Source organism: Escherichia sp. E2562, from assembly GCF_005781075.1.
Taxonomy (GTDB): Bacteria; Pseudomonadota; Gammaproteobacteria; order Enterobacterales; family Enterobacteriaceae; genus Escherichia.
This window is the reverse complement of record NZ_VATM01000003.1, coordinates 244,708-261,151: the sequence shown is the minus strand read 5'-3', so window position 1 is coordinate 261,151 and position 16,444 is coordinate 244,708. Positions and strand designations below refer to the sequence as shown.

The window sequence follows — 16,444 nt, the reverse complement described above, 5'->3', positions numbered from 1 at the left end:
CGTTACCCTCTGAATCCCGGTGGAATTTGGCTGTCAGGTTCACTGACTGTGTTCACATCTCGTTTCGTTAATCCGCCATTGCTGGCACGACCTATTTGCAGGCTGCGCGCCAGTTTTTGTTGCCACTGCACATGATGGAAGACTTTGCCTTCCGCCTGCCAATAAGAAATAAATGACGCCAGTTCTTCGGCGGTTACCGGCTCTTTTAGCGCCACGCCCCATAATGCCGCCTGACGGATAAAGTCGGTATCGGGTTGCCAGTCTGGGTACATGGCGAATTTACCCATGGGTACGGCAACGGGGGCGGCTTGCGGTTCCTGATAGAGTTGATCGTCCAGGGCCACGTCACTTCCCGGACGCGTCAGTTTTTCTTCCAACGCCAGCAGTTCAGCAAGACGCGCGGGCGTAACGGCATAAAACGCCGGGGCATTGTTGGCAAATACGGCAACCATGCCGCCTTCTGCTTTTGCCAGAACGGTTTGGTGATCGTGTACCAGGGCGTCAATACCAACGACGTCCGGGGTCAAAACTCTGGAGGACATACTGTTTCTCAATATGGAACGATGAACGAGAAGGGAGATTACTTTTATAGTAACACACGGATGAGGCCAGGCAGCCTCTCATCCATGTGCTTTAAGCGAGGCAATTTTATACGCGGGGGCGCTTGCGGTACAACCACAATCCAGGAACGGAAAGACCGATGGATAACGCGCCAACAATTGATGAAGCGGTAAGAAAGTTAGTTAACAGGGTAATCATTAACGGCTCGCTGTAACCTAACTGACTGATTTTTACCGCTGAAATCATTGCAGTATACGCCGGGATGCCCGGGAACATCGGAATGACAGCCGCCACGGTAAAGACTTTCGGGTGCGCCAGATACCAGCGCGACCACTGAATACCAATGGTGCCGACCAGTAGCGAAGCCATAAACGTCGACCACTCAATATTGAGTCCAGTAGTCATTAAAATCATTCGCGAACCATGACCCATCGCGCCAAGCAGCGTACACCAGCGTAATGCCCGGATTGGCACGTTGAACACCATCGCAAAGCCGACTGCTGGGATTGCCGCGAGAATCATATCCTGCGCTAATGCTAATAGAAATTCGATTACACCCATCCGCGTAGCCCCCAAATTGTGAGTGCCATCACCACGCCAACGCAGGTTGCCAGTGTCAGCAGGCTGGCAATCGCCCAGCGTGCCAGTCCGGTATTTATATGACCTTTAAACATATCGGCTACAGCATTTATCAACGGAAAACCCGGCACCAGTAAAAGAACACTGGCCGCCATTGCCACAGTAGGCGTATGACTGAATGTCGGAAGTTGTAGAAGAAGGCCAGAAATTGTGGTGGCGGCGAAGGCAGTGATGCAAAAGTTTATTTGTGGATGGAGGTGGCGTTGTGCCAGTAGCTGGCGGATATACATGGCGATCATACTGGCGAAGAATGTAATCAACGCACCATCCCAACCACCGTTATTCAGTTTACAGAAACAGGCGCAAGAGAGTCCCACCATCAAAGCGACCAGCCAACGCGGATAGCGCAGGGGATGTATTTGGCTAAAACGTTTCTCAACACCTTTGTAATCCAGCAGCTTATGTTCCGCCAGAATCACAATGTGTTGTACCTCAGTAACCACATGCATATTAATGCCGCGATCGTGGTTTTTGCGCGTAGATGTCAGACATTGACCATCTTTAATGGTGGTCAGCACTATGGCGTTCGAAGAGATAGAACTTTCGACGCAGTCCATCCCTAACGCCCGACCCAGTCGTGAAGAAAGCTCGTCAACCAACGCACTTTCCGCACCATGTTGTAAAAGAAATAACCCGCACTGGATACATAGCCGTGTAACGGCTCGCTGTTGCTCTGTTTGCATAACTCGCCCTTTGTCATAGACGCGTTGCGTATTTTTCAAAAAATGAGAACCCTTTTGTATCACGAAGCATGACTGTTTTGACGTTGGTTAAGATCAAAATTGCGCTGATTAATCCTGGTTGCGGTGATGAGTTCGCTGAAGGGAAGCGATGCAAGTTTTGAGTGGAATAAATAATTTCATGAATATTATCATTAAAATGAATTTATCGTTTTGTTTTTACGCGATTGAGTAATGGCTGATGAAATAATTTTTTTCGGAACCGGGTAAGAAATATCCTTCAGTTTTTATTGGTTTTTTTCTTGATATTCTGGTTAAAGGATTTTCATTTAACTTTTATTCGTTATTTTAAATGATATCTTAAACTGATTGATTTTGAGGGTTTTGATTAAGTATTTCTAACAACATAATTTAGATATTTTAAATGTGTCAGAGGTATTTTTCCAGGTTATTATTTGATGCTAGTCTCCTGAAACATACAAAGGATTTTTTGTGTGGCTGGGGTAAACTGATATGAAGTGAATGCTAAGGATAAATTATTCGCTCAATCTATTAATTTGTTGGAGTCATTTGAAGGGTGAATGTCCTGAATAAACCATCATAATTTATAGACAGTGGATATGGAGGATATATGTTGCCAGGATGCTGCAAAAATGGAATTGTTATCAGTAAAATACCCGTTATGCAGGCAGGGTTAAAAGAGGTCATGAGGACCCATCTCCCTGAATACGATATAACGAGTAGCACCTCTGCGGAGGAGCTGACCATATTACAATTACGTCGTGCTGGGTTAGTTATTGCCGATTTAGCCGGACAAACAGAAGATCCGCGTTCTGTTTGTGAACATTACTATTCATTGATCTCACAATACCGGGAAATTCATTGGGTTTTCATGGTTTCGCGAGCCTGGTACTCTCAGGCGGTGGAGCTGCTTATGTGTCCAACTGCGACGTTACTGTCCGATATCGAGCCCATTGAGAATCTGGTCAAGACCGTTCGTTCCGGCAATGTCCATGCAGATCGCATCAGCGCCATGCTGACTTCGCCTGCAATGCCGGAAATTCAGGAAGTTGGTTATCGCACCGTGATTCTTACCCTTTCTGAACGCAAGGTACTGCGGCTGTTAGGTAAAGGATGGGGCATCAACCAAATAGCTTCATTGCTTAAGAAAAGCAATAAAACCATCAGCGCACAAAAAAACAGTGCGATGCGTCGGCTGGCAATTCACAGTAACGCTGAGATGTATGCATGGATTAATAGCGCACAGGGGGCAAGGGAACTTAACTTGCCTTCTGTTTATGGAGATGCCGCGGAATGGAACACAACCGAATTAAGAAGAGAAATGTCGCACTCATAGAAAAGTGCGTCATGAGCAGTATCGGTATTGAGAGTTTATTCAGAAAGTTTGCGGGTAATCCTTATAAACTCTATACGTACACCAGCCAGGAGGCTTTTCAGGATGCTATGTCGCGGGTTTCATTTGCGGCGGTCATTTTTTCTTTTTCTGCCATGAGAACTGAGCGCAGGGAGGGATTATCTTGTCTGACTGAGCTGGCAATCAAATTTCCACGTACCCGGCGTTTGGTTATTGCGGATGATGATATTGAAGCGCGGTTGATTGGCTCATTATCGCCTTCTCCTTTGGATGGTGTGTTAAGTAAAGCATCAACACTGGATGTTTTTCACCAGGAGCTGTTTCTGTCATTAAATGGCGTACGTCAGGCGACCGATCGACTGAACAACCAGTGGTATATTAATCAAAGCCGGACGCTGAGCCCGACGGAGAGGGAAATATTACGGTTTATGTCGCGTGGCTACTCAATGACGCAAATTGCTGAACAGCTTAAACGGAATATAAAAACGATCCGCGCGCATAAATTTAATGTGATGTCGAAACTGGGTGTCAGTTCTGATGCCGGATTGCTTGAGGCGGCAGATATTCTGTTATGTATGCGGATTTCAGAAACAAGTAATGTGTTGCATCCATATTAATCTACTTAATGCCGGGTTTATCCTCCCGGCAGTGTGCTTATTTCAGCGTGCAATCCCCACACTGTTGCACATCCGGTAAGCGATAACGCTGGCAACAGGTGCGGCGCACCAGCAGGCCGTCGCGCAGCACGACTGTGCGCCACAATGGATTATCTTCGCCGCTGGAGAGCGTTTTCTCAAAGAACAGGGCATGGCGGAGCGATTCAACTAACGCCTCGCCAAGCAACTGCTTCATCTCAGTCAGATACCAGTTAATCAAATAACCGGTATTACTCCAGATAAGTTTGCCGTTAATTTCACCTGTCGCTTCTAATGCCTGCACAACCGGAACCAGCGCCTGGCTGATTAACGTTTCCATTCGCTGCTGTGGCGAATGTGATGTTGCGTTTTTATCTTCACACACATCGACCCAGAAACAGGCAGCACGACCGGTTTCGTGAAACTCAACGTGGAAATGTTCCGGGGAAAGATCTAACGCTTTATCCTGCGTCAGCAGCGCCAGCATTAATGGCGGCACCATCAGGCCGATATACCACTGCGCCCACAGTGAGATTAGCGGTTTGTTCTCGCGGATCATCATTGGTTGATTGCGGTAGATATGATCGGAGTAGACCGCCAGTAGAGAACTTAGCGCATTGGGAGAGGACCATTGCGCCAGCGTCATGGCACTAAGCGGGGCGGGTTCATCCAGACGGATAAACTCCAGCAAATGTTCACGATGTTCGGCGATCGTCGCGCGAACCGCTTGTGCAAGCGTGGGATCTTGCGGCTTGAGATGCGTTCGCCAGATAACATCTTCATAGAGCGGTGCGGAACGATAGGTCATAATAGTGATAGTAATCTAAATGATAATGATTGCTAATCCTATCGATAGGTTTACCCGATATCAAGGGATTTCTCTGGCTTGCAAATGATAAAAATTATCATATGATATTGGTTATCATTATCAATAAAAGAGATCAAACCATGTTGCAACGTATGCTGGGCAGTGGCTGGGGAGTGTTGCTGCCAGGATTGCTGATTGCAGGGCTGATGTATGCGGATTTATCGCCGGATCAGTGGCGGATTGTGATTCTGATGGGATTAGTATTGACGCCGGTGATGCTGTATCACAAACAATTACGGCACTACGTTTTGCTACCATCGTGCCTGGCGCTTATTTCTGGCGTTATGCTGATGATAATGAACGGGAATCAGGGATGATAAAACAGGGAAGGAAGTAAAGATAATTGGTGCGAGGGGGGGGACTTGAACCCCCACGTCCGTAAGGACACTAACACCTGAAGCTAGCGCGTCTACCAATTCCGCCACCTTCGCACAGTCATCTTACTTTTTTGATATCGCCACGTTTGGTGCGAGGGGGGGGACTTGAACCCCCACGTCCGTAAGGACACTAACACCTGAAGCTAGCGCGTCTACCAATTCCGCCACCTTCGCCCAGTGCGAGCAATATCAACGTGGTTTTTGGTGCGAGGGGGGGGACTTGAACCCCCACGTCCGAAAGGACACTAACACCTGAAGCTAGCGCGTCTACCAATTCCGCCACCTTCGCATACCATCAATTCTTAAAAAAGAATTGCTACCACGGAGGCGCATTCTAGTGGTTTTCAGCTTTTCGTCAATAGTTAATTATCGACGGAGGTGTAATTGCTGGAAAAATGGCCATCAGCGGATTGTGGATAATTCGTTTGTCGGTCGGATAAAGCGTTCACGCCGCATCCAGCACGGCATGCGGGTACAGATGCCAGATGCCAGATGCGACGCTGACGCGTCTTATCTGGCCTACGGGTAACGTACATTGGTTGGATAAGGCGTTCACGCCGCATCCGACACGGTATGCGGCGACAGATATCAGATACTTAACCTTTCTTCGCCTGGCGGGTCATAATGGCGCGATACACCTTGAAGCGCCCGGTTTGTGCGATAACTTCATGGAAGCCAAATGTCTCATCCAGCACATCCGGATAAGGCAGGAAGGCGTTCGCTACAATTCGTAACTCGCCGCCGCTGTTAAGATGACGCACCGCGCCGCGAATCAGCGTTTGCGCTGCATCCAGGCTGGTTTGCATCCCATCGTGGAACGGCGGGTTGGAGATGATCATATCAAAACGACCTTTCACTTCGGAAAAGACGTTGCTGGCAAAGACTTCACCTTCAACACCGTTGGCAGCAAGTGTTGCACGGCTGGCTTCTACCGCTGGCGCAGAGACATCGCACAGAGTGAGACGAATTTTTGGCGAATGGCGCGCAAAGGCAACCGAAAGCACGCCCGCGCCACAGCCGACATCCAGCACTTTACCTTTGGTGTGCGGGGTTAACGTTGAGAGCAGCAACTGGCTACCGACATCCAGACCGTCGCGGCTAAACACGCCAGGCAGCGTTTTGACCGTCAGGCCATCGACGCTGTATTCGCCCCAGAATTTATCGGCATCAAACTCCGGCTGTTTTTCCAGACGACCAAAATAGAGGCCACAGCGACGGGCGCTGTCGACTTTATTCAACGGCGCATAATCTGCCAGCATCTGCTCGGCGCTGCGCACGCCGCTGCGGTTCTCGCCAACGACAAAAATATCCGTCCCCACCGGCAGCAGAGAAAGTAAATTCATCAACTGGAACTGGGCTTCCGGTTTATTCTTCGGCCAGTAGTAAATCAGCGTATCGCAATCTGCGACATCATCCGCCGTGGCGACCAGACTAAAACGGGCGTTATCCCCCATTTGGCGGCTTAAAACCTGCCAGTGGTGGAATTGCTGGGTATGAGCACGGCTGGCCGCGGTTTCTAAACGCGCGGGCAGGTCATCCTGTAAGTCTCCGGCAAACAGAATACGGCTTTGTTCGAAATCATCACTGTGACGCAGCAAGACTTCACTTGCCGGGGTAAATGCAGACATGGAATGCTCCTCAATTGATACTGGCGGCGATTATAGCCATATGTTGGCGCGGTATCGACGAATTTGCTATATTTGCGCCCCTGACAACAGGAGCGATTCGCTATGACATCCCGACGAGACTGGCAGTTACAGCAACTGGGCATTACCCAGTGGTCGCTGCGTCGCCCTGGCGCGTTGCAGGGGGAGATTGCCATTGCGATCCCGGCACACGTCCGTCTGGTGATGGTGGCAAACGATCTTCCCGCCCTGACCGATCCCCTGGTGAGCGACGTTCTGCGTGCATTAACCGTCAGCCCCGATCAAGTGCTGCAACTGACGCCAGATAGGATCGCGATGCTGCCGCAAGGCAGTCGCTGCAACAGCTGGCGGTTGGGTACTGACGAACCGCTATCACTGGAAGGCGCTCAGGTGGCATCACCGGCGCTCACCGAATTACGGGCAAACCCAACGGCACGCGCCGCATTATGGCAACAAATTTGCACATATGAACACGATTTCTTCCCTCGAAACGACTGATTTACCAGCAGCTTTCCACATTGAACAACGCGCCCACGCCTTTCCGTGGAGTGAAAAAACCTTTGCCAGTAATCAGGGCGAGCGTTATCTCAACTTTCAGTTAACGCAAAACGGCAAAATGGCGGCGTTTGCGATTACTCAAGTGGTGCTGGATGAAGCTACATTGTTCAATATTGCGGTCGATCCCGACTATCAGCGTCAGGGGCTGGGAAGGGCGCTGCTGGAACATCTGATCGACGAACTGGAAAAACGCGGCGTGGCGACGCTATGGCTGGAAGTCCGTGCTTCAAACGCTGCCGCCATTGCCCTGTACGAAAGTTTAGGCTTTAACGAGGCGACGATTCGCCGCAATTACTACCCCACCACGGACGGTCGCGAAGACGCCATCATCATGGCGTTGCCAATCAGTATGTAAGACAAGGTGGAATAATGAAGTGGGACTGGATTTTCTTTGATGCCGATGAAACGCTGTTTACCTTTGACTCATTCACCGGCTTGCAGCGGATGTTTCTTGATTACAGCGTCACCTTTACCGCTGAGGATTTTCAGGACTATCAGGCCGTTAACAAGCCACTGTGGGTGGATTATCAAAACGGCGCGATCACTTCATTACAGCTTCAGCACGGGCGTTTTGAAAGTTGGGCCGAACGGCTGAACGTCGAGCCGGGTAAACTCAACGATGCCTTTATTAATGCGATGGCAGAAATCTGCACGCCGCTGCCGGGCGCGGTTTCCCTGCTTAACGCCATTCGTGGTAACGCCAAAATCGGCATAATCACCAACGGTTTTAGCGCCTTGCAGCAAGTGCGTCTGGAACGCACGGGCCTGCGTGATTACTTCGATTTGCTGGTGATTTCCGAAGAAGTTGGCGTTGCCAAACCGAATAAGAAAATTTTCGATTATGCGCTGGAACAGGCGGGTAATCCTGACCGTTCACGCGTGCTGATGGTTGGCGACACTGCCGAGTCCGATATTCTCGGTGGCATCAACGCCGGGCTTGCGACCTGCTGGCTGAATGCGCACAATCGCGAGCAACCAGAAGGCATCGCGCCCACCTGGACCGTCTCTTCGTTGCACGAACTGGAGCAGCTCCTGTGTAAACACTGATTGCCTCCCCCCCGTTGATGGGTAAAATAGCCGCAATTTTTCGTTTTCAACAAGCGCGGCGCGATGCCGCTTACTCAAGAAGAAAGAATTATGACGTTGTCTCCTTATTTGCAAGAGGTGGCGAAGCGCCGCACTTTTGCCATTATTTCTCACCCGGACGCCGGTAAAACTACCATCACCGAGAAGGTGCTGCTGTTCGGACAGGCCATTCAGACCGCCGGTACGGTAAAAGGCCGTGGTTCCAACCAGCACGCTAAGTCGGACTGGATGGAGATGGAAAAGCAGCGTGGGATCTCCATTACTACGTCTGTGATGCAGTTTCCGTATCACGATTGCCTGGTTAACCTGCTCGACACCCCGGGGCACGAAGACTTCTCGGAAGATACCTATCGTACCCTGACGGCGGTGGACTGCTGCCTGATGGTTATCGACGCTGCAAAAGGTGTTGAAGATCGTACCCGTAAGTTGATGGAAGTTACCCGTCTGCGCGATACACCGATCCTCACCTTTATGAACAAACTTGACCGTGATATCCGCGACCCGATGGAGCTGCTCGATGAAGTTGAGAACGAGCTGAAAATCGGCTGCGCACCGATCACCTGGCCGATTGGCTGCGGCAAGCTGTTTAAAGGCGTTTACCACCTTTATAAAGATGAAACCTATCTCTATCAGAGCGGTAAAGGCCACACCATTCAGGAAGTCCGCATTGTTAAAGGGCTGAATAACCCGGATCTCGACGCAGCTGTTGGTGAAGATCTGGCACAGCAGCTGCGTGACGAACTGGAACTGGTGAAAGGCGCATCTAACGAGTTTGACAAAGAGCTGTTCCTTGCGGGCGAAATCACCCCGGTATTCTTCGGTACTGCGCTGGGTAACTTCGGCGTCGATCATATGCTGGATGGCCTGGTGGAGTGGGCGCCTGCGCCGATGCCGCGTCAGACCGATACCCGTACCGTAGAAGCGAGCGAAGATAAATTTACCGGCTTCGTATTTAAAATTCAGGCCAACATGGACCCGAAACACCGCGATCGCGTGGCGTTTATGCGTGTGGTGTCCGGTAAATATGAAAAAGGCATGAAACTGCGCCAGGTGCGCACCGCGAAAGATGTGGTGATCTCCGACGCGCTGACCTTTATGGCAGGCGACCGTTCGCATGTTGAAGAAGCGTATCCGGGCGACATCCTTGGTCTGCACAACCACGGCACCATTCAGATCGGCGACACCTTTACCCAGGGCGAGATGATGAAGTTCACCGGTATTCCGAACTTCGCGCCAGAACTGTTCCGTCGTATCCGGCTGAAAGATCCGCTGAAGCAAAAACAGCTGCTCAAAGGGCTGGTACAGCTTTCCGAAGAGGGCGCGGTGCAGGTGTTCCGTCCGATCTCCAACAACGATCTGATCGTTGGTGCGGTTGGTGTGCTGCAGTTTGATGTGGTGGTATCGCGCCTGAAGAGCGAATACAACGTCGAAGCGGTGTATGAGTCAGTCAACGTCGCCACCGCTCGCTGGGTAGAATGCGCGGACGCGAAGAAATTCGAAGAGTTCAAGCGTAAGAACGAAAGCCAACTGGCGCTGGATGGCGGCGACAACCTCGCTTACATCGCTACCAGCATGGTCAACCTGCGCTTGGCGCAGGAGCGTTACCCGGACGTTCAGTTCCACCAGACCCGCGAGCATTAATTCTTGCCTCCAGGGCGCGGTATCCGCCGCGCCCTGTCAATTTCCCTTCCTTATTAGCCGCTTGCGGAATGTTCTTAAAACATTAGCTTTTGCTTATGTTTGCGCGTTTTTTAGTCGATGTGGCGAGCGGTTTCAAAATTGTGATCTATATTTAACAAAGTGATGACATTTTTGACGGCTTTAAATACCGATCAATACGTAGATATCAGTATTTAAAACCGCTAACTGTCATCCGATTGATATTAATAACTGATTCAGAGGCTGTAATGGTCGTTATTCATCACTCATCGCTTTTGTGATGGCGACCATTGACTTCTGTACAGGGTGAAGTCTCTCCCTTTCAGCAATGCAACCTCGTGTTGCCTGGCTCAAATTACGAGCAAACATACAGGAATAAATCGATGACTATGACAAGACTGAAGATTTCGAAAACTCTGCTGGCTGTAATGTTGACCTCTGCCGTCGCGACCGGCTCTGCCTACGCAGAAAACAGCGCGCAGACAACCAATGAAAGCGCAGGGCAAAAAGTCGATAGCTCTATGAATAAAGTCGGTAATTTCATGGATGACAGCGCCATCACCGCGAAAGTGAAGGCGGCCCTGGTGGATCATGACAACATCAAGAGCACTGATATCTCTGTCAAAACCGATCAAAAAGTGGTGACCCTGAGTGGTTTCGTTGAAAGCCAGGCCCAGGCCGAAGAGGCTGTGAAAGTGGCGAAAGGCGTTGAAGGCGTGACCTCTGTCAGCGACAAACTGCACGTTCGCGACGCTAAAGAAGGTTCTGTGAAGGGCTATGCGGGTGACACCGCCACCACCAGTGAAATCAAAGCCAAACTACTGGCGGATGACATAGTCCCTTCCCGTCATGTGAAAGTTGAAACCACCGACGGTGTGGTTCAGCTCTCCGGTACCGTCGATTCCCAGGCACAAAGCGACCGTGCTGAAAGTATCGCCAAAGCGGTAGATGGTGTGAAAAGCGTTAAAAATGATCTGAAAACTAAGTAATTCGTCGTAATTCGTTCTCCCGAACTTTGTCGGGAGGCGCGATGTGCACCACACTAAAAATATCGCATTGAGTGATTTTCACGCTCATATCAAGCGGTGACATTAACTATGGTAAAGGAGACGCTTATGTTTCGTTGGGGCATCATATTTCTGGTTATCGCGTTAATCGCCGCCGCACTTGGGTTTGGTGGTCTGGCCGGTACCGCTGCAGGCGCAGCTAAAATTGTCTTTGTCGTCGGGATTATTCTGTTCCTGGTGAGTTTGTTTATGGGCCGAAAACGACCCTAGATTTCAAACTATTAAGAAAATTTTATACAAGGCCAGTCCAGCGGACTGGCTTTTGCGGTTTTAGCGGATAATAAATTGCGTTACTTTGTCAGTCTTTCACAACAAAAACAGGAAGGCAGAGGTGGGGCAGCGAATACCTGTAACGCTTGGTAATATTGCGCCGTTGTCGCTAAGGCCGTTCCAGCCTGGACGAATTGCTCTGGTGTGCGAAGGCGGCGGGCAGCGTGGAATTTTCACGGCTGGTGTGCTGGATGAGTTTATGCGCGCGCAGTTTAATCCTTTCGATCTTTATCTCGGCACATCTGCCGGGGCGCAGAACCTTTCGGCATATATCTGCAATCAGCCCGGTTACGCGCGCAAAGTCATCATGCGCTATACCACAAAACGCGAATTTTTCGATCCAGTGCGCTTTGTACGTGGAGGAAATCTTATCGATCTCGACTGGCTGGCGGAGGCCACCGCAAGCCAGATGCCGTTGCAAATGGACACCGCCGCGCGGCTGTTTGACAGCGGTAAATCCTTTTATATGTGTGCCTGTCGTCAGGATGACTACGCGCCGAATTACTTTTTACCAACCAAACAAAACTGGCTGGATGTGATTCGCGCCTCCAGTGCGATACCTGGTTTTTATCGTAGCGGAGTGTCGCTGGAAGGCATTAACTACCTGGATGGTGGGATCAGTGATGCGATTCCGGTTAAAGAGGCGGCAAGGCAGGGAGCAAAAACGTTGGTCGTCATCCGCACCGTGCCGTCACAAATGTACTACACGCCGCAGTGGTTCAAGCGCATGGAACGCTGGCTGGGTGACAGTAGCCTGCAGCCGCTGGTCAATCTGGTGCAGCATCATGAAACCAGCTATCGTGACATTCAGCAGTTTATTGAGAAACCACCGGGCAAGCTGCGGATATTCGAAATTTATCCGCCGAAGCCATTGCATAGTATTGCGCTCGGTAGTCGGCTTCCGGCACTGCGCGAAGACTATAAACTTGGGCGTTTATGCGGTCGTTATTTCCTCGCCACGGTTGGCAAGCTATTAACTGAAAAAGCGCCGCTTACCCGCCATCTGGTGCCAGTGGTGACGCCGGAATCGATAGTCATTCCGCCTGCGCCAGTCGCCAACGATACGCTGGTTGCCGAAGTGAGCGACGCTCCGCAGGCGAACGACCCGACATTTAACAATGAGGATCTGGCTTGATTTGCCGTTTTATCGACACCCACTGCCATTTTGATTTCCCGCCGTTTAGCGGCGATGAAGAGGCCAGCCTGCAACGCGCGGCACAAGCGGGCGTAGGCAAGATCATTGTTCCGGCAACCGAGGCGGCAAATTTTGCCCGCGTGTTGGCACTGGCGGAAAATTATCAGCCACTGTATGCCGCATTGGGCTTGCATCCGGGTATGTTGGAAAAACATAACGATGCATCGCTGGATCAGTTACAGCAGGCGCTGGAAAGGCGTCCGGCGAAGGTGGTGGCGGTGGGGGAGATCGGCCTGGATCTCTTTGGCGACGATCCGCAATTTGAGAGGCAGCAGTGGTTGCTCGACGAACAACTGAAACTGGCGAAACGCTACGCTCTGCCGGTGATCCTTCATTCACGGCGCACGCACGACAAACTGGCGATGCATCTTAAGCGTCACGATTTGCCGTGCACTGGCGTGGTTCACGGTTTTTCCGGCAGCTTGCAGCAGGCCGAACGGTTTGTACAGCTGGGCTACAAAATTGGCGTAGGCGGTACTATCACCTATCCACGCGCCAGTAAAACCCGCGATGTCATCGCAAAATTACCGCTGGCATCGTTGTTGCTGGAAACCGACGCGCCGGATATGCCGCTTAGCGGTTTTCAGGGGCAGCCTAACCGCCCGGAGCAGGCTGCGCGTGTGTTTGCCGTGCTTTGCGAGTTACGCCCGGAACCGGCGGATGAGATTGCCGAAGTGTTGCTTAATAACACGTATACGTTGTTTAACGTATGTGGGTAGTTTGTCTTTCGTGCCGGATAAGGCGTTCACGCCGCACCCGGCAGTTGGCGCACAATGCCAGATGCGACGCTGACGCGTCTTATCATGCCTACAAGTCTGTGCCGAACCGTAGGCCGGATAAGGCGTTCACGCCGCATCCGGCGGTCGGTGCACAATGCCTGATGCGACGCTTGACGCGTCTTATCATGCCTACAGACCTGTGCCGCATCCGGCAGTCGGCGCACAATGCCAGATGCGACGCTTGTCGCGTCTTATCATGCCTACAAGTCTGTGCCGAACCGTAAGCCGGATAAGGCGTTCACGCCGCATCCGGCAGTCGGCGCATAATGCCTGATGCGACGCTTAACGCGTCTTATCATGCCTACAGGCCTGTGCCGAACCGTAGGCCGGATAAGACGTTCACGCCGCACCCGGCAGTTGGCGCACAATGCCAGATGCGACGCTGACGCGTCTTATCATGCCTGGAGGTCTGTGCCGAACCGTAGGCCGGATAAGGCGTTCACGCCGCATCCGGCAGTCGGTGCACAATGCCAGATGCGACGCTTAACGCGTCTTTTCATGCCTGGAGGCCTGTGCCGAACCGTAGGCCGCATCCGGCATGTCACAAATACAGCGCCGGAAATATCAACCGGCTCACCCCGCGCTCCCGTAACGCATCAGCCAACGGCTCAACATCTTCCGGTGTGGCGCTCGCCCAGCTTTGCGCCTCGCCATACACGCCGTGGGCATGAAACGCGTTCAGGCGAACAGGAACATCGCCAAGTCCCTTGATAAACGCCGCCAGCTCATCGATGTGTTGCAAATAATCCACCTGGCCAGGGATTACCAGCAAACGCAGTTCCGCCAGCTTGCCGCGCTCTGCCAGCAAACAGATGCTGCGCTTAATCTGCTGATTATCGCGTCCGGTTAGCTGTTGATGGCACGCGCTCCCCCACGCTTTGAGATCGAGCATCGCGCCGTCGCAAACCGGGAGTAATTTTTCCCAGCCGGTTTCGCTCAACATACCGTTACTGTCCACCAGACAGGTGAGGTGGCGCAGTTGCGGATCATTTTTGATAGCAGTAAACAGCGCCACCACAAACGGCAGCTGGGTCGTGGCTTCGCCGCCGCTCACCGTTATCCCTTCAATAAACAGCACCGCTTTGCGGACATGGTTAAGCACCTCATCCACGCTCATGGATTGCGCCATTGGCGTGGCATGTTGCGGACACATCTTCAGGCAGGTATCACACTGCTCGCAAACCACAGCGTTCCACAGCACTTTGCCGTCAACAAACTGCAACGCCTGATGCGGACACTGTGGCACGCACTCTCCGCAATCATTACAGCGCCCCATCGTCCACGGATTGTGACAATTTTTGCAGCGCAGATTGCAGCCCTGCAAAAACAGAGCCAGACGACTGCCTGGCCCGTCAACGCAGGAGAAGGGGATAATCTTACTGACTAAAGCGCATCTGCTGTTCATGGCTTATCACGCGCGGCTGGCGTTCCAGAATACGAGTGTTACGTGCGGCCTCTTCGCCCAGCCAGGTGGTGTTGGTGCGTGAACCTTCGGCGCGATATTTTTCTAAATCCGACAAACGCACCATATAACCGGTAACGCGAACCAGATCGTTACCGCTGATATTGGCGGTAAACTCACGCATTCCGGCTTTAAAGGCACCGAGGCAAAGCTGTACCAGCGCCTGCGGATTACGTTTGATGGTTTCATCGAGCGTCAGAATGTCGCTGATGCCGGAATAATAATAAGCATGATGCGGGGCGACAGTTTGCAGATGGGTGATCGGATCTGGCTCATCGCCATACGGCAAGCGTGCGCCCGGCGTGGTGCCGATATCAGAACTGATCCCCGACTGTGCGTGCAACATGGCGCGTTTTTGCCAGCCATATTTCACGGGGGTATTGGCGACAAACTCCGCCAGTTGCGCGCTGATGCGATAACCCACTTCATTTGCAGCGGCTTCTTTACCGTAGCGCGCGGCAATCCCTTCTTTCTCGCACAGCAAGTTAACCGCTTCTGCCAGCCCATACATGCCAAACATTGGCACAAAACGTTCAGGGTTAATCAGCCCTTCTTTCACCAGGAAGCTATTCTCAAAGAAGTGTGATTGTTGATAGAGGAATTCACACCGCGCATCGATGATGGCGATCTGCTGTTGGCAGTAGTGCGGTAGAGTGCGCGTAAAGAAGTCTTCCAGCGATTCACTGCGCTCGGCAATGGCTTTCAGGTTAAGGCGCACCAGCGTGCTGCCACCCCCCGCCAGCGGCAGTGAGTTGTAACAGCTCACAATCCCGTAGCCCCCTTTTGTGAAAATTTTATCATGCACCGGGCCGTTGGCGATGTGCGGTTTGCTACATTCACAGATGTTTTTCGCCACTTCCAGCAGCAGGTCATCAGGGGTAATTTCAGGATCGTAGATAAAGGTCAGGTTCGGTGAAACCTGCTTCAACTCTGCATCTGCGCGTAAAATTGCTCGGGTAATGGGCGAATCAGACGGGCCGATATTGGCATGCATAAAGGCGTCTGGCAGGGTTCTGTCGAGGTAACGCCAGAAACGTTTTATTCGAATGTCGATCTCGTCTTGTGTTAGAATTCTAACATACGGTTGCAACAACGCATCCAGCTGCCCCAGGTAGACCGGCATCGATGTGACCGAAGGGACATGATGATAAAGAATGGTCAACAGAGAGAGCGCGTCATCAAGATCTTTCGCGCCTTCCAGCTCCAGCCATTCGGAACCGTTCGCCAGAAAACGGGCGTAATCGGGTAAGACATAGCGCGGTTTGTACGGCGCATGACCTTCAAACATATCGCAGATTACGCCTTCATCCAGCGCGCGGCGGGCTTCGGCAGGCAGCTGCGGATAAGGCAGATTGTTTTCTGCTTCCAGCGCCAGAAAATGGCGTTTCTGCTCCGGACTAAGCACCGGGCTTGTGACAATTTGCTGGCAACGTTGTTGCAGTGCAATCTCGTGAGAAGTGGGCATCTTCTTTTCCTTTTATGCCAAAGGTGATGCGCCATTGTAAGAAGTTTCGTGATGTTCACTTTGATCCTGATGCGTTTGTCACCATCGGTGCATTCATTTGAAAGTGAATTATTTGAACCAGA

At 51.5% G+C, this 16,444-nt stretch carries 18 protein-coding genes and 3 tRNA genes; 11 read left to right on the top strand and 10 right to left on the bottom strand.

Going from position 1 to position 16,444, the window contains the following annotated elements; translation table 11 throughout:
* Positions 1 to 2: 2 nt before the first annotated feature.
* The 3 genes from dnaT to FEK43_RS05150 form a co-directional block, all read right to left on the bottom strand.
* Positions 3 to 542, bottom strand: coding sequence for a primosomal protein DnaT (gene dnaT / locus FEK43_RS05160; protein WP_130259582.1), 540 nt, complete (start codon positions 540 to 542; stop codon positions 3 to 5).
* Positions 543 to 648: 106 nt separating this feature from the next.
* Entirely contained in the window at positions 649 to 1,122 is a 474-nt protein-coding gene (locus FEK43_RS05155) for a threonine/serine exporter (protein WP_135408847.1), read from the bottom strand.
* Positions 1,113 to 1,883, bottom strand: a complete 771-nt coding sequence (locus tag FEK43_RS05150; RefSeq protein ID WP_130204758.1) for a threonine/serine exporter ThrE family protein — start codon at positions 1,881 to 1,883, stop codon at positions 1,113 to 1,115. The genes FEK43_RS05155 and FEK43_RS05150 overlap by 10 nt, the downstream gene beginning before the upstream one ends.
* A gap of 628 nt (positions 1,884 to 2,511) precedes the next feature.
* Here FEK43_RS05150 and FEK43_RS05145 point away from each other — a divergent pair.
* Both FEK43_RS05145 and bglJ read left to right on the top strand, forming a co-directional pair.
* The gene (locus tag FEK43_RS05145) at positions 2,512 to 3,237 is read left to right on the top strand and encodes a response regulator transcription factor (RefSeq protein ID WP_130204760.1); all 726 of its coding nucleotides are present in this window, start codon (positions 2,512 to 2,514) and stop codon (positions 3,235 to 3,237) included.
* A complete protein-coding gene (bglJ, locus tag FEK43_RS05140) occupies positions 3,195 to 3,872 on the top strand; it encodes a DNA-binding transcriptional activator BglJ (RefSeq protein WP_130204762.1) in 678 nt (225 codons plus the stop codon). Before FEK43_RS05145 ends, bglJ begins: the two co-directional genes overlap by 43 nt.
* A 37-nt stretch (positions 3,873 to 3,909) precedes the next feature.
* Here the strand turns inward: bglJ and fhuF are convergent, their stop codons facing one another.
* On the bottom strand, positions 3,910 to 4,698 hold the full coding sequence (fhuF, locus tag FEK43_RS05135; protein WP_135408849.1) for a siderophore-iron reductase FhuF: 789 nt from the start codon (positions 4,696 to 4,698) through the stop codon (positions 3,910 to 3,912).
* Between the two features lie 140 nt (positions 4,699 to 4,838).
* Here fhuF and FEK43_RS05130 point away from each other — a divergent pair, with 140 nt between their 5' ends.
* Positions 4,839 to 5,075 carry a DUF1435 domain-containing protein gene (locus tag FEK43_RS05130; protein ID WP_130259585.1) on the top strand — a complete coding sequence of 79 codons (237 nt, stop codon included), beginning with the start codon at positions 4,839 to 4,841 and terminating at the stop codon, positions 5,073 to 5,075.
* A 27-nt stretch (positions 5,076 to 5,102) separates the two neighbouring features.
* Here the strand turns inward: FEK43_RS05130 and FEK43_RS05125 are convergent.
* From FEK43_RS05125 to rsmC, 4 genes are all read right to left on the bottom strand, one after another.
* Positions 5,103 to 5,189 (bottom strand) — tRNA-Leu (locus tag FEK43_RS05125).
* Between the two features lie 33 nt (positions 5,190 to 5,222).
* A tRNA-Leu gene (locus FEK43_RS05120) sits at positions 5,223 to 5,309 on the bottom strand.
* Positions 5,310 to 5,337: 28 nt separating this feature from the next.
* Positions 5,338 to 5,424 (bottom strand) — tRNA-Leu (locus FEK43_RS05115).
* Positions 5,425 to 5,731: 307 nt separating this feature from the next.
* Positions 5,732 to 6,763 (bottom strand): 16S rRNA (guanine(1207)-N(2))-methyltransferase RsmC, encoded by a 1,032-nt coding sequence (rsmC, locus tag FEK43_RS05110; RefSeq protein ID WP_135408851.1) that lies wholly within the window; start codon positions 6,761 to 6,763, stop codon positions 5,732 to 5,734.
* A 102-nt stretch (positions 6,764 to 6,865) separates the two neighbouring features.
* On the opposite strand from rsmC, the gene holD reads away from it, so the two are divergent.
* From holD to FEK43_RS05070, 8 genes are all read left to right on the top strand, one after another.
* The gene (holD, locus tag FEK43_RS05105; protein ID WP_130204768.1) at positions 6,866 to 7,279 is read left to right on the top strand and encodes a DNA polymerase III subunit psi; all 414 of its coding nucleotides are present in this window, start codon (positions 6,866 to 6,868) and stop codon (positions 7,277 to 7,279) included.
* Positions 7,248 to 7,694: a ribosomal protein S18-alanine N-acetyltransferase gene (rimI, locus tag FEK43_RS05100; RefSeq protein WP_001092450.1), complete on the top strand. Its 447-nt coding sequence runs from the start codon at positions 7,248 to 7,250 to the stop codon at positions 7,692 to 7,694. Before holD ends, rimI begins: the two co-directional genes overlap by 32 nt.
* A gap of 14 nt (positions 7,695 to 7,708) precedes the next feature.
* Positions 7,709 to 8,386, top strand: coding sequence for a pyrimidine 5'-nucleotidase (yjjG, locus tag FEK43_RS05095; RefSeq protein WP_000870705.1), 678 nt, complete (start codon positions 7,709 to 7,711; stop codon positions 8,384 to 8,386).
* Between the two features lie 90 nt (positions 8,387 to 8,476).
* On the top strand, positions 8,477 to 10,066 hold the full coding sequence (prfC, locus tag FEK43_RS05090; protein ID WP_000175943.1) for a peptide chain release factor 3: 1,590 nt from the start codon (positions 8,477 to 8,479) through the stop codon (positions 10,064 to 10,066).
* Positions 10,067 to 10,467: 401 nt separating this feature from the next.
* Positions 10,468 to 11,073, top strand: coding sequence for a molecular chaperone OsmY (gene osmY, locus FEK43_RS05085; RefSeq protein ID WP_112035949.1), 606 nt, complete (start codon positions 10,468 to 10,470; stop codon positions 11,071 to 11,073).
* 126 nt (positions 11,074 to 11,199) lie between these two features.
* Entirely contained in the window at positions 11,200 to 11,361 is a 162-nt protein-coding gene (locus tag FEK43_RS05080) for a DUF1328 family protein (protein ID WP_000490275.1), read from the top strand.
* A gap of 121 nt (positions 11,362 to 11,482) precedes the next feature.
* Positions 11,483 to 12,556 carry a patatin family protein gene (locus tag FEK43_RS05075; protein ID WP_138158449.1) on the top strand — a complete coding sequence of 358 codons (1,074 nt, stop codon included), beginning with the start codon at positions 11,483 to 11,485 and terminating at the stop codon, positions 12,554 to 12,556.
* On the top strand, positions 12,553 to 13,335 hold the full coding sequence (locus tag FEK43_RS05070) for a metal-dependent hydrolase (RefSeq protein WP_135408853.1): 783 nt from the start codon (positions 12,553 to 12,555) through the stop codon (positions 13,333 to 13,335). The genes FEK43_RS05075 and FEK43_RS05070 overlap by 4 nt, the downstream gene beginning before the upstream one ends.
* Before the next feature lie 601 nt (positions 13,336 to 13,936).
* Here the strand turns inward: FEK43_RS05070 and FEK43_RS05065 are convergent.
* Together FEK43_RS05065 and FEK43_RS05060 are read right to left on the bottom strand one after the other, a co-directional pair.
* On the bottom strand, positions 13,937 to 14,800 hold the full coding sequence (locus FEK43_RS05065; protein WP_135408855.1) for a YjjW family glycine radical enzyme activase: 864 nt from the start codon (positions 14,798 to 14,800) through the stop codon (positions 13,937 to 13,939).
* Positions 14,772 to 16,322: a YjjI family glycine radical enzyme gene (locus FEK43_RS05060; RefSeq protein ID WP_130204778.1), complete on the bottom strand. Its 1,551-nt coding sequence runs from the start codon at positions 16,320 to 16,322 to the stop codon at positions 14,772 to 14,774. The genes FEK43_RS05065 and FEK43_RS05060 overlap by 29 nt, the downstream gene beginning before the upstream one ends.
* Positions 16,323 to 16,444: the final 122 nt, after the last annotated feature.

Coding starts and splice junctions, on each gene's coding strand:
- FEK43_RS05155 (WP_135408847.1), bottom strand. CDS start 1,122: ATGGGTGTAATCGAATTTCTATTAGCATTAGCGCAGGATATGATTCTC.
- yjjG (WP_000870705.1), top strand. CDS start 7,709: ATGAAGTGGGACTGGATTTTCTTTGATGCCGATGAAACGCTGTTTACC.
- FEK43_RS05145 (WP_130204760.1), top strand. CDS start 2,512: ATGTTGCCAGGATGCTGCAAAAATGGAATTGTTATCAGTAAAATACCC.
- rsmC (WP_135408851.1), bottom strand. CDS start 6,763: ATGTCTGCATTTACCCCGGCAAGTGAAGTCTTGCTGCGTCACAGTGAT.
- FEK43_RS05150 (WP_130204758.1), bottom strand. CDS start 1,883: ATGCAAACAGAGCAACAGCGAGCCGTTACACGGCTATGTATCCAGTGC.
- fhuF (WP_135408849.1), bottom strand. CDS start 4,698: ATGACCTATCGTTCCGCACCGCTCTATGAAGATGTTATCTGGCGAACG.
- FEK43_RS05080 (WP_000490275.1), top strand. CDS start 11,200: ATGTTTCGTTGGGGCATCATATTTCTGGTTATCGCGTTAATCGCCGCC.
- FEK43_RS05060 (WP_130204778.1), bottom strand. CDS start 16,322: ATGCCCACTTCTCACGAGATTGCACTGCAACAACGTTGCCAGCAAATT.
- holD (WP_130204768.1), top strand. CDS start 6,866: ATGACATCCCGACGAGACTGGCAGTTACAGCAACTGGGCATTACCCAG.
- FEK43_RS05065 (WP_135408855.1), bottom strand. CDS start 14,800: ATGAACAGCAGATGCGCTTTAGTCAGTAAGATTATCCCCTTCTCCTGC.
- bglJ (WP_130204762.1), top strand. CDS start 3,195: ATGGAACACAACCGAATTAAGAAGAGAAATGTCGCACTCATAGAAAAG.
- prfC (WP_000175943.1), top strand. CDS start 8,477: ATGACGTTGTCTCCTTATTTGCAAGAGGTGGCGAAGCGCCGCACTTTT.
- osmY (WP_112035949.1), top strand. CDS start 10,468: ATGACTATGACAAGACTGAAGATTTCGAAAACTCTGCTGGCTGTAATG.
- FEK43_RS05130 (WP_130259585.1), top strand. CDS start 4,839: ATGTTGCAACGTATGCTGGGCAGTGGCTGGGGAGTGTTGCTGCCAGGA.
- rimI (WP_001092450.1), top strand. CDS start 7,248: ATGAACACGATTTCTTCCCTCGAAACGACTGATTTACCAGCAGCTTTC.
- dnaT (WP_130259582.1), bottom strand. CDS start 542: ATGTCCTCCAGAGTTTTGACCCCGGACGTCGTTGGTATTGACGCCCTG.